General features: G+C 73.3%; 9 protein-coding genes. 4 read left to right on the top strand and 5 right to left on the bottom strand.

The window, feature by feature from the left end; all coding sequences use genetic code 11:
- Nucleotides 1–66: 66 nt before the first annotated feature.
- Entirely contained in the window at nt 67–459 is a 393-nt protein-coding gene (locus tag BGM09_RS36935; protein WP_188286134.1) for a helix-turn-helix domain-containing protein, read from the top strand.
- Nucleotides 460–707: 248 nt separating this feature from the next.
- Entirely contained in the window at nt 708–1,178 is a 471-nt protein-coding gene (locus tag BGM09_RS36930) for a Dps family protein (protein WP_188286133.1), read from the top strand.
- Between the two features lie 669 nt (nt 1,179–1,847).
- Here the strand turns inward: BGM09_RS36930 and BGM09_RS36925 are convergent.
- From BGM09_RS36925 to BGM09_RS36910, 4 genes are all read right to left on the bottom strand, one after another.
- A complete protein-coding gene (locus BGM09_RS36925; protein ID WP_188286132.1) occupies nt 1,848–2,645 on the bottom strand; it encodes an SDR family NAD(P)-dependent oxidoreductase in 798 nt (265 codons plus the stop codon).
- Nucleotides 2,646–2,678: 33 nt separating this feature from the next.
- Nucleotides 2,679–3,482: an Fpg/Nei family DNA glycosylase gene (locus BGM09_RS36920; RefSeq protein ID WP_188286131.1), complete on the bottom strand. Its 804-nt coding sequence runs from the start codon at nt 3,480–3,482 to the stop codon at nt 2,679–2,681.
- A 129-nt stretch (nt 3,483–3,611) separates the two neighbouring features.
- Nucleotides 3,612–4,298 carry a response regulator transcription factor gene (locus BGM09_RS36915; protein ID WP_188286149.1) on the bottom strand — a complete coding sequence of 229 codons (687 nt, stop codon included), beginning with the start codon at nt 4,296–4,298 and terminating at the stop codon, nt 3,612–3,614.
- 62 nt (nt 4,299–4,360) lie between these two features.
- Complete coding sequence (locus BGM09_RS36910) at nt 4,361–5,713, bottom strand: sensor histidine kinase (RefSeq protein ID WP_188286130.1); 1,353 nt, start codon at nt 5,711–5,713, stop codon at nt 4,361–4,363.
- Nucleotides 5,714–5,968: 255 nt separating this feature from the next.
- Here BGM09_RS36910 and BGM09_RS36905 point away from each other — a divergent pair, with 255 nt between their 5' ends.
- On the top strand, nt 5,969–6,535 hold the full coding sequence (locus BGM09_RS36905) for a GlcG/HbpS family heme-binding protein (protein ID WP_188286129.1): 567 nt from the start codon (nt 5,969–5,971) through the stop codon (nt 6,533–6,535).
- A 150-nt stretch (nt 6,536–6,685) separates the two neighbouring features.
- On the top strand, nt 6,686–7,282 hold the full coding sequence (locus BGM09_RS36900; RefSeq protein WP_188286128.1) for an ankyrin repeat domain-containing protein: 597 nt from the start codon (nt 6,686–6,688) through the stop codon (nt 7,280–7,282).
- 236 nt (nt 7,283–7,518) lie between these two features.
- Here the strand turns inward: BGM09_RS36900 and BGM09_RS36895 are convergent, their stop codons facing one another.
- The gene (locus BGM09_RS36895; RefSeq protein WP_411158419.1) at nt 7,519–12,162 is read right to left on the bottom strand and encodes an ATP-dependent helicase; all 4,644 of its coding nucleotides are present in this window, start codon (nt 12,160–12,162) and stop codon (nt 7,519–7,521) included.
- Between the last annotated feature and the right edge of the window lie 81 nt (nt 12,163–12,243).

Below are 12,243 nucleotides of genomic sequence, written 5' to 3'. Positions count from 1 at the left end.
CGGTGCCCGAGGCGGTACGGTGGGGCGAAGAGGATGCGGATTCGCGGTCCGAGGAGGGAGCCACCGATGATCCTGCTCCGTCGCCTGCTTGGTGACGTGCTGCGTCGGCAGCGCCAGCGCCAGGGCCGCACCCTGCGTGAGGTCTCTTCGTCCGCCCGGGTTTCCCTGGGCTATCTGTCAGAGGTCGAACGGGGGCAGAAGGAAGCGTCATCCGAGCTGCTCTCGGCGATCTGCGACGCCTTGGACCTTCCTATGTCCGAGGTGATGCGGGAGGTCAGTGACGATCTGTCGCTTGCCGAGCTGGCACAGTCGGCGGCGTCCGAGACCACTGCCGCGCCGATGCGGCCCCTGCTGGGTGCGGTCACTTCTGTCACGTCCATGACGTCCACACCGGACGATCGGATCACTATCAAGGCGCCCAAGAAGTCTGCCGAGGCTGTCGACGTGGTCGCCGCCTAGCCTTCTGACCCGCTTGTTCCTACGGCCCCGACCGGCTCGCACCCGGTCGGGGCCGTCGGCGTGTGCCCGTACGTCGGCCGCGCTTTCGCCGTGCTTCGGGCCGCGCTTTCGTCCGCGTTTCGTCCGCGTTGTCGTTCGTGCTGTCGTTCGTGCTTTTGCCATGTGTACGAGCCCGAGGCAGGGTAGGCGGGGAGGGTCAAGGGGGGCGAAACGGACCTCATGGTGTCGATCCGCTAGGAGAGAACCGCATGACTGTCGTCAAGAGCCCGCTGTCGGAGCCGGACCGGAAGACCGTCGGAGACGCGCTGCAAGGCGCTCTGGTGGACCTCGTGGACCTGTCGCTGCTCGCCAAGCAGGTGCACTGGAATGTCGTCGGCCCGCGCTTCCGCTCTGTCCATCTCCAGCTCGACGAGGTCGTCGACACCGCCCGGCTGCACTCCGACACGGTCGCCGAGCGGGCCTCCGCGATCGGCGTGACGCCCGACGGGCGGGCCCGCACGGTCGCCGAGACCAGCGGGATCGACACGGTGACCGACGGCTGGGTCAAGGACACCGAGGTCGTCGAGATCATGGTCGCCGCGCTGGACGCCGTGATCGTGCGGATGCGCGAGCGGATCGAGACCACCGAGCAGCCCGATCCGGTCAGCCAGGACATCCTGATCGGGATCACCGCCGACATCGAGAAGTTCCACTGGATGTTCCAGGCCGAGAACGTCTGACGCGGCTGGAATGTCGCTTTGGGTGCATATGTCGCCACTGGTCGTGGCCGCGCAGTGACCCTTTCGGGTGAACGTTGCCCGGGGCCTGTCGGCGCGCGGCTAGCGATCTTGGCGGCAGGGCATCGCACCTGAGTACGGGACCCGCCGCGGGCGGCCTCCCGCCGCAACCTCGGGGGTCCGAAGGAGGCGGCCATGCGTGCACCGCGAGTTCGCGTGCTCCAGGCCACGGACCGGGTGTGGGGCCGGTCATGGCGTCGGTCATGGTGTCGGTCACCGGTGCGGCTGCCGGACCGGGAGACGCTGGACGGTTCTGCGATCCGCCGTACGGGATGCGCCGGCCGCCGTGCGGAATCCGGTGTCCGTCGTACGGGGTCCGGCCTGGCCGTACGCTCCGCCGCCGTCCTTTTCGCGCTCGTCTGCGGGCTGCTGTGGTGGTGGGCGGTACTGCGCCTGTGGATACGGCCGGAGGCCGTCGGGCCGTGGGAGGGTGCGATGGCCGCGGGCGGCTGGAGTCTCGGGCTCATACCGCTGCACGCTGTGCCGACGGTGAAGCGGCGGATGCGGGCGGCTGTGGCGGGTGACGCGGACGGGCCGTCGGTTCCGCGGGGGCCGATGGAACGGGTGCGGACCGGACGGTTGTCGCCCGACGCCGGATTCCGGGGATGCGTCCTACCAGGGCATGGCCACCCCGCCGTTGGGGCGGAGGATCTGGCCGGTGACGAAGGCGGAGGCGTCTGAGGCGAGGTAGAGCACGGCCGGGGCCACGTCCTCGGGCCTGCCGACCCGGCCCAGCGGGGACATGCGCGCCAGCGACTCCTCGGCGCGGGCCTGCGCCCTCTCGTCGAACACCCCGTCGGCGCCGGTGCCGTAGTGCGCGGTCATCGGGGTGCGGATGAAACCGGGGGCCACGGTGTTGGCGCGGATGCCGAGCGGGCCCAGTTCGGTGGCGAGGGTCTTGGTGAGCTGGACGACGGCCGCCTTGGACACGCTGTAACAGAGCAGGCCGCGCGCGCCCGTGTCGATCGCGCTGGACGACATCGTGATGATGCTGCCGCCGCCGCGGTCGGCCATCGCGCGGGCCGCCTCCTGGGCGCAGTGCAGCACCCCGCGGAAATTCACCGCCAGAACGCGGTCCAGGTCGTCGTCGCTGGTGTCGAGGACGCCGCTGCTGTGCATGATCCCGGCGACGGCCGCCAGTATGTCGAGGCCGCCGTGATCCCGGACGATGCCGGCGACGGTCCGGGCGATGGCCGCCTTGTCGGTGACGTCGAGCGCCCTGGGTTCGGCCCGCCCGCCGGCCTTGTCGATCAGCGCTGCCGTCTCGCGTACCCCCGGCTCGTCCCGGTCCGCGCACACCACGACCGCGCCCGCTGACGCCAGCGACCGCGCGCTGGCCCGGCCGATCCCGCTCGCCGCTCCGGTGACCAGGGCGACCCGCCCGCTGAGGTCGTACGCCGTGACCGTCATGCGTCCGACCGTACGACTGAATCTGACGGTCCGTCAATTGCTGTGCGGGGGCGGACCTTTCTGGCAGCTCGGGCACCAGTACGCGACCCGGCTCTGGTCCGCCCTGCCGTGTCGGTCGGTCCTGACCGTGGTGCCGCAGCGCAGACACGGCCGGTTCGCCCGGTCGTAGACCCAGTGCGTACGGCCGCGCCGCGTATCGCCCGTGGTGATGTGGCCGGGGCGCTCCTTGTTCGCCTCCAGCAGCCGCTTCGCCAGCGCGACCACCTTCTCCGGCGCCCTGACCTCGCCGACCGTCGTCCACGGCGTCACCCCGCGCAGAAAACACAGCTCGACCACGTACACATTGCCGAGCCCCGCCATATTGCGCTGGTCGAGCAGCGCCTCGGCGATCTCCCGCTCCGGCTCCGCGACCAGCCGCGCCAGCGCCCGCGTCGGGTCCCAGCCGGGCCCGAGCAGATCGGGGCCCAGGTGGCCGACGGCCTCGGACTCCTCGGCGGTCGGCAGCAGCGCCAGCACCGGCAGCCGGTATCCGACGGCCGTCCTGTGCTCCGTCTCCAGCACCGCCCTGATCTGGTGGGCGGGACCGCCGCGCCAGTGCTCACCGGGCGCGTACAGGTGCCAGGAGCCCTCCATCCGCAGATGCGAGTGGAGCGTCGCGCCGCCGTCCAGCCGGGTCAGGAGGTGCTTGCCGCGGCTCACGACTTCCAGGACCCGGCGGCCGGTCAGATCGGCCGTGGCCAACTGCGGCACCCGCAGGTCCGCCCGCACGAGGGCGCGCCCCGCCAGCGCGTCATGCAGTCGGCGGGCCGTCAGCCAGACCGTGTCTCCCTCGGGCATCTGTCCATGATGACGCGGGGTGGGGTCGGGGGTCACGTCGGGACGGTCGGGGGTTCGGGTGCGCCCCTGGTGGCGGGGTGCCGGGGTGGCGGGGTGCCGGGGTCCGAGTTCGGGGTTCGGGGCTCGGGATCAGCCGAGCAGGCGGCGTTCGGTCGCCGCGGCCACCGCGCCCGCACGGGTGTCGACGCCGAGCTTGTCGTAGATCCGGCCGAGGTGGGTCTTGACGGTGGCCTCGCTGATGAAGAGGGCGCGGGCGATGTCGCGGTTGCCGAGGCCGCGGGCGAGTTGGCCGAGAATGTCGCGCTCTCGGGCGGTCAACTGCGGTCCCGGCGACCGCATATGGGCCATCACGCGCCCCGCGACGGGTGGCGACAGCGCGGTGCGGCCCTGCGCGGCGGCGCGGATCGCGGAGAACAGCTCCTCCGGGCGCTCGGCCTTCAGCAGGTAGCCGGTCGCGCCCGCCTCGATGGCGCGGGTGATGTCGGCGTCGGTGTCGTACGTGGTGAGGACGAGGACGTACGGGCCGCCGGGCGCCGTGCCTGTTTCGGGCGTGGCGGCTGTTCCGGGCGTCTCCGGCCGAACGGATTCGGCCGGTGCCGGTGCCGGTGCCGGTGCCGGTGCTTGGGCTTGGGCCTGGACCTGGGCCGCGGCGGCGGCGATCCGGCGGGTGGCCTCGACGCCGTCGATCCCCGGACCGAGCTGGAGGTCCATGAGGACCACGTCCGGCCGCGTCTTCGCCGCCATCGCGACGGCCTCCTCGCCGCTGCCCGCTTCGCCCACCACCTCGATGCCGTCCGCGCTGGCCAGCAGCGCCATCAGTCCGGCACGCACCACGGCGTGGTCGTCGCAGACCACGAGACGGACGGGACGGATCTCGGTCACAGCGCGGCCTCCAGGGATTCGAGGGGGACGGCGACGGACAGCACGGTGCCCTCGCCGGGGGCGGACTCGATGCTCAGGGTGCCGCCGAGCTGGCCCACCCTTGCGCGGATCGCGGGCAGTCCATGGCCGCGTACGCCGGTGGCGGCGACGGTGGCCGGATCGAAGCCGCGCCCGTCGTCGGAGACGTCGAGCAGCACCTGGTCGTCGAGATATGTGAGCGTGAGCGTGGCATGGGTGGCCCCGGCGTGCTCCGCGGTGTTGGCGAGCGCGCCCTGCGCGATCCGCAGCAGCGCCGACCGCGTACGGTCCGGGAGCGGTACGGGCGCGCCCTCCACGTGGCAGCGGACCGTGAGGGCCGAGGGCCCGGACCGCGGTGAGTGGTCGGTGTCTTCGGTGTCTTCGGATTCTTCCGAGTGCTTCGCGGCGAGCGCGCGCAGGGCGTCGTCCAGGCCCTGTCCGACGAGCGCGGCGGGCGTGAGGTCGTGCACGAAGCGGCGTGCTTCGGCGAGATTCTGCTCGGCCACGGCGGTGGCGGTACGGACGTGGCCGCGGGCGGCGTCCGGCGCCGTCTCCCAGATCCGGTCCGCGGCCTGGAGTAGCATCCGCTGGCTGGACAGGCCCTGCGCGAGGCTGTCGTGGATCTCCATCGACAGCCGTTGCCGTTCCGCGAGGGTGCCCTCGCGCCGTTCGGTGGCCGCCAGTTCGCGGCGGGTCCGCACCAGATCGTCGATGAGGGCCTGCTGGCGGCCGGTCTGCCGCCGCATGTGGACGAAGACGGCGGTCGCGAGGGTGGCGACGGCGGGCGGCAGCAGCACCAGATTGGGGTCCGTCCCGTCCGCCAGCCGCAGTTCCGCGATGACGACGAGTACGGCGAGCGCGGCCACGAGCGCCACGGCCGCCCGGGTCGGCAGCGACCGCAGGCCCGTGTAGATGAGCGGGACGGCGCACCAGGCGAAGCTCGGTGCCAGCAGGACGACGGCGGTCCAACAGGCGACGAGTGCGGCGAGCCGTGCCAGCTCCCACCCACGGGGGAGCGGTTCGCGTCGCCGCCCGAGCCGGCGGCCCGCGAACTGGAGGACCGTGAGCGTGACGCTCAGCCCGATCACCCACGGCAGGCGACCGCTGTCGGGGTGCCGGTCGATGAAGCGGATGAGCGCGCCCGCGAGGAGGACGACGAAGGCGCCGTTCATGACCGCCGCCAGCCACCAACCGTCCGGGTCAGGGCTCGTCTCAGCCTCCCGCTCCGATTCCGGCCTCAGCTCTGACTCCTGCCTCCGGTTCGGCTCCGGAGCCGGCGCCGTGGCCGGGGGTGTGTCCCGGTCCTGGCCGAGCGGCGGCGAGCTGTGCATCGGGGCTCCTGGTCGAGGGCGGGGTCGGGGCGCTGCGAGCGGTACGAGGGGGCGACCCGGTGACCGGCCGCCATTCGCAGCGTGACCTGCCGGAACGGCCCGCGCATAGACCGATCGGATGACCCGCCTGTCCTCCATCATGCCCGCGCGGGCGATCCGTATCGCGGACCGGCGCGGCCCCGGTCCGGCCCGAGGATCGAAGGCAGAGGCGGGAGCGCGAAGGCGGGCCCGCAGACCCGAGGAGTTGGAACGTCCATGAAGAAGATGTCGTCCCGTACCCGCGTCCTGACCGGCGCCGTGGCCGTCGCAGCCGTCGGCGCGGCCACCTTCGGAGCCGTCTCCGCGACCGCCGCCGCTCCGGCCGCGTCCGGCAAGGCCGCCCCCGCCTCGGTGAGCGTCGCCGCGAACGGTAAGGACACCCGTCAGGTCGACCGGCTCACCACCGCCGCCGCGACGAAGGCCGCGCAGGCGGCCCTCAACGCCGCGAACCGCGCCGGTCAGCACGTCACCGTCGCCGTCGTCGACCGGGACGGCAACACCGTCGTCACCCTGCGCGGCGACGGCGCGGGACCCCAGTCGTACGAGTCCGCCGAGCGCAAGGCGTACACCGCCGTGTCCTGGAACGCCCCCACCTCCGAACTCTCCAAGCGCCTCCAGCAGACCCCGCAGCTCAAGGACATCCCCGGCACGCTGTTCCTCGCGGGCGCCGTTCCGGTCACGGCCAAGAGCGGGCCCGTCGCGGCGGTCGGCGTCGCCGGCGCGCCCAGCGGCGACCAGGACGAGCAGTTCGCCCAGGCGGGAGCGGCAACGCTCGGCCATTGAAGGCCGACGGGCGGGGGGACAATCACCTCGGCGCCCGACAGACGTGAGGCGTGCGAAAAGCCCGAAGCACCGGAGAAGCCGGAGAAGCGGGAGAAGCGGGAGAAGCGGGAAAACCCGGAGAAGCATTCGGGAGAAGGAGGAGACACCGGCATGGCCGACCTGAACACCAGGCTTCTGGACGCCGCCCACTGCGGCGACGCGGAGCAGGTGACCGCCCTGCTCGACGGGGGCGCGGACATCGAGACCCGTGACGACCAACGGCGCACCCCGCTGCTGCTCGCCGCGCTCGCCGACCACCCCGAGGCGGCCCGCAGACTGGTCGCCGCCGGGGCCGACCCCGACGCGCGGGACTACCGTCAGGACACCCCCTGGCTGGTCACCGGCGTGACCGGCAGCGTCGAGATGATGCGCGCCCTGCTGCCCGCGCACCCCGACCTGACCCTCACCAACCGTTTCGGCGGCGTCTCCGTCATCCCCGCCTCCGAACGCGGCCACGTCGCCTACGTCCGTGCCGTCCTCGCCGAGACCGACATCGACGTCAACCACGTCAACCGGCTCGGCTGGACCGCCCTCCTCGAAGCCGTCATCCTCGGCGACGGCGGCTCCGACCACCAGGAAATCGTCCGACTCCTCCTTGACGCCCATGCTTCCCCCTCCCTCTCCGACGCCGACGGCGTCACCCCTCTCCAACACGCCGAACGCCGTGGCTTCGACGCCATCGCCCAACAACTCCGCGCCACGACCTGACGCGGGCGCCCGCCCCAGGCACCCTCCCCGGTCCCCGCCTCGCCGGGGCGGGCGACCGGCCGCGGCGAGCCCGCGCCCGGTCGCCCAGGGCGGGGTGAGACGCGCACGGCGGCGGGCGCCTCCGAGCGGCCCGCAGACCGGGGCGACTCCCTGAGGCGCCAGGCAGGGGCACTCGGCTCGCGCGACTGCCCCTCGCAGTGGCCCTCCGCCTCCGCCGCCCTCAGCCCGACCGGGCTCTATCCGCCGTCCCGCAGGCGCAGACCGCGCGGAGTGGCGTGGAAGCCCGCGGCTTCCAGAGCACGGCCGAGGGGCGAGGTGAGGGCCGACTCACCATTGGTTCGCTCCACCGTGAGGCGGCCCAGCGCGCCCTCGCGGACGGCCAGCGCCAGCGCGTCCGCGGCGGCCTGGAGACGTATCTCGTCGTCGGGCCACGCCAGCAGCGTCTTGCCGCCGCGCTCGACGTAGAGGGCGGGCTCTCCGTCGATGAGCACGACCAAGGCGCCGGCTTTGCGGCCCGGTTTGTGGGTGACGCCCGCAGGCTGCTCGGGCCAGGGGAGGGCCGCGCCATAGGCGTTCGCGGGGTCGGCGGCGGCGAGCACCACCGTACGGGCGCGGGCGGCGTGCTCCTCCTCGCGGTCGCGCGCCGTGCTCAGGGCGCGCAGCCGGTCGACGGCGCCGTCCATGGCGAATTGTGCCGCTCCCAGTCCCTCCACCACGTAGCCGCGCCGGGCCTGCCCGGTCTCCTCGAAGGCCGCGAGCACCCGGTAGGCCGCGGAGAAGCCGCCCGCGACGCCCTCGGCGGCCACGGCGCCCCGGGTGACCACGCCGTGCCGGTCGAGCAGCGTGTGCGTGAGGGCGTGCGCCCGCAGCGTGGGGTCGGGTTCGGCGGACGGTACGAGGGACCAGCGGCCCGCGGTGGTCGGCGGACCGGAGCGGGACGCCGTCGCACGCGGGGCGCGAGTCGCCAGCGAGCTGTACCGGCCGCGCGGCACGGACCGCGGCGCCCGGTGCGCGGTGGAACCCGCGGTACGTCCCGAGCCGAGGAGCGCCCTGAGCGGCGACAGCGTGTCGTTGGTGAGCCGTCCCGACCAGGCCAGGTCCCAGACGGCGTCGGCCAGTTGGGGATCGGTGGTGTCCTGGCCCGCCGCCCGGACCTGCTCGGCGATCTGCCGGAAGAAGAGACCGTAGCCGCCGGACAGCGCGGCCAGCACCGCTTCGTGCAGCGGGGACAGCTCCAGCGGCTGCGGGGCGGGCAGCAGCAGAGGGGCGCTGTCGGCGAGGTAGAGCGATACCCAGCCGTCCTTGCCCGGCAGCGCGCCCGCCCCCGCCCACAGGATCTCGCCGGAGGCCGTCAACTCGTCCAGCATCGCCGGGTTGTAGCCCGTCACCCGGGACGGCAGCACCAGCTTCTCCAGCGCCGACGCGGGCACGGACGCGCCCTGCAACTGCTCCACGGCCCGCACCAGCCCGTCGGGACCACGCAGGCTGTGCGTGCCCACGTGCTGCCACTGCGGGAGGAAGACGCCGAGTGTGGCGGGCGGCACGGGCTCCAACTCCTGCCGCAGCGCCGCCAGCGAGCGGCGCCGCAACCGCCGCAGCACCGTCGCGTCGCACCACTCCTGGCCCGCGCCGCCCGGCCGGAATTCGCCCTGCACCGTACGGCCCGCCGCCGTCAGCCGTTGCAGCGTCCCGTCCGCGACCGCAGCGCCCAGGCCGAATCTCCCGGCCGCCTCCTTGGTCGTGAATGGACCGTGCGTGCGCGCGTACCGGGCGAGCAGATCCCCCAGCGGGTCCTTCACCGGCTCGGTGAACGCCACCGGCACGCCCACCGGCAGCGCCGTACCGAGCGCGTCCCGCAACCGCCCCGCGTCCTCGACCGCCGCCCAGTGCTCCGCCCCGGCGATCCGCACCCGGATCGCGCGCCTGGCCGTCTCCAACTCCTCCGCCCACACCGGCTCCGCGCCCCGCGCGGCCAACTCCGCGCCGGTCAGTGGCCCGAGCACCCGCAGCAGATCCGCGACCCCCTCGGAGCTCTTCACCCGCCGGTCCTCGGTCAGCCACTGCAATTCGGTGTCCAGCTCGGCCAGGACGTCGGCGTCCAGCAACTCGCGCAGCTCCGCCTGCCCCAGCAGTTCCGCCAGCAGCCGCGAGTCCAGCGACAGCGCCGCGGCCCGCCGCTCAGCCAGCGGCGAGTCACCCTCGTAGAGGAACTGCGCCACATAGCCGAACAGCAACGAGCGGGCGAAGGGCGACGGCTCGGGCGTGGTCACCTCGACCAGCCGCACCCTGCGGGCCTCGATGTCGCCCATCAGCTCCACCAGGCCCGGCACGTCGAAGACGTCCTGAAGGCATTCGCGGACCGCCTCAAGGACGATCGGGAAGGAGCCGAACTCCGAGGCGACCTGGAGCAATTGCGAGGCACGCTGGCGCTGCTGCCACAACGGGGTGCGCTTTCCGGGGTCGCGGCGCGGCAACAGCAGGGCGCGGGCGGCGCACTCGCGGAACCGGGAGGCGAACAGGGCCGAGCCGCCCACCTGATCGGTGACGAGCTGTTCGACCTCGCCCTTGTCGAAGGCGACATCCGCCGCGCCCACCGGCGACTGCTCGGGGTCGAACTCCGCGCCGCGCAGCACCGGATCGGAGTCCAGCAGATCCAGGCCCATCAAGTCGGCGTCCGGCAGCCGCAGCACGATCCCGTCGTCGGCGTGCATCGCCTGGGCGTCCAGGCCGTAGCGCTCCTGGAGCCGCGCGCCGAGCGCCAGCGCCCACGGCGCGTGCACCTGCGCGCCGAAGGGGGAGTGGATGACGACCCGCCAGTCGCCCAACTCGTCGCGGAACCGCTCGACCACGATCGTCCGGTCGTCCGGCACATGACCGCACGCCTGCCGCTGCTCGGCCAGGTACGACAGCACGTTGTCCGACGCCCAGGTGTCGAGACCGGCCGCCGTCAGCCGCTCCCTGGCCCGCTCCGGTGCCAGCGCGCCCACCTCGCGCAGGAACGCGCCCAGCGCACGGCCGAGTTCGAGCGGGCGGCCGAGTTGGTCGCCCTTCCAGAACGGCAGCCGTCCCGGCACTCCCGGCGCGGGCGAGACCAGGACCCGGTCGCGGGTGATGTCCTCGATCCGCCACGAGGTGGTGCCCAGGGTGAAGACGTCCCCGACCCGGGACTCGTACACCATCTCCTCGTCCAGCTCCCCGACCCGGCCGCCGCCCTTCTTCGGGTCGGAGCCCGCCAGGAACACCCCGAACAGCCCGCGGTCGGGGATCGTGCCGCCGGAAGTGACGGCGAGCCGCTGGGTGCCGGGGCGCCCGGTCACCGTGTTCGCCACCCGGTCCCACACCAGGCGCGGTCGCAGTTCGGCGAAGGCGTCCGAGGGGTAGCGCCCGGCCAGCATGTCGAGAACCGCGATGTAGGCGGAGTGGGGCAGCGCGGAGAACGGCGCCGCACGCCGCACCAGGGCCAGCAGGTCGTCCACGTCCCAGGTGTCGAGCGCGGTCATCGCCACGATCTGCTGGGCCAGCACGTCCAGCGGGTTCGCGGGCACCCGCAGCGACTCGATCGCGCCCTGCCGCATCCGCTCGGTCACCACGGCGGACTGCACCAGATCACCGCGGTACTTGGGGAAGACGACCCCGGTGGAGACCGCTCCCACCTGGTGCCCCGCGCGCCCGACCCGTTGCAGACCGGACGCGACCGAGGGCGGCGACTCCACCTGCACCACCAGATCGACCGCACCCATGTCGATCCCCAGCTCAAGGCTGGAGGTCGCGACGACCGCGGGCAGTCGCCCCGCCTTCAGGTCCTCTTCCACCAGGGCCCGCTGCTCTTTGGACACCGAGCCGTGGTGGGCCCTGGCCAGCACTGGCGGAGTGCCTTTGGCGGCACCGGACTGGGCCATGATCTCGGCGGGGGAGTGCGCCTCGGGCAGCGCCTCGCCCTCGGCCCGCTCGTAGGCGATCTCATTGAGCCGATTGCACAGTCGCTCCGCCAGACGGCGCGAATTGGCGAAGACGATCGTGGAGCGGTGCGCCTGCACCAGGTCGGCGATCCGCTCCTCCACATGCGGCCAGATCGAGGCCCGCTCGGCGGGACCCGCCGCCGGCCCGGTGTGCTCGGCCACCGGGGAACCGCCGAGCTCGCCCAGATCCTCCACCGGCACGACCACCGACAGGTCGAACCGCTTCTGCGACGGCGGCTGGACGATCGTCACCTTGCGGCGCGGTGACAGATAGCGGGCGATCTCGTCCACCGGCCGGACGGTCGCCGACAGTCCGATCCGGCGGGCGGGCCGGTCAAGGAACTCGTCCAGCCGCTCCAGGGAGAGCGCCAGATGCGCCCCGCGCTTGGTGCCCGCGACCGCGTGCACCTCGTCCAGGATCACGGTCTCGACCCCGCTCAGCGCCTCCCGCGCGGCGGAGGTGAGCATCAGGAACAGAGATTCGGGGGTGGTGATCAAAATGTCCGGTGGCCTGGTCACCAGCGCCCGCCGCTCCGCCGGAGGCGTGTCGCCCGAGCGGATGCCGACCCGCACCTCGGGCTCCGGCAGCCCCAGCCGCACCGACTCCTGCCGCAGCCCGGCGAGCGGGCTGCGCAGATTGCGCTCGACGTCCACCGCGAGCGCCTTCAGCGGCGACACGTACAGCACCCGGCACCGGCGGCGGGCCTCGGCGGGCGGCGGGGTGCTGGCCAGCCGGTCCAGGGCGGCGAGGAAGGCCGCCAGCGTCTTGCCGGAACCGGTCGGCGCGACGACCAGCACGTCGGAGCCCTCGGCGATGGCCGACCACGCCCCGGCCTGGGCGTCGGTGGGCTCGCTGAACGCCCCCGTGAACCACGCGCGGGTGGCCGGGGAGAACGCGTCGAGACTGCTGCGACTGGACATGGCATCCATCCTGCCTCGCCGCACCGACACCGCGCGGCGGCCGACCCCTCAGCCTGTGGATAACTCGCTGGACGCCCCGGT

The organism is Streptomyces sp. CBMA29 (assembly GCF_014596445.1).
Lineage (GTDB): Bacteria > Actinomycetota > Actinomycetes > Streptomycetales > Streptomycetaceae > Actinacidiphila.
This window is presented reverse-complemented; position numbering and strand designations above follow the sequence as displayed.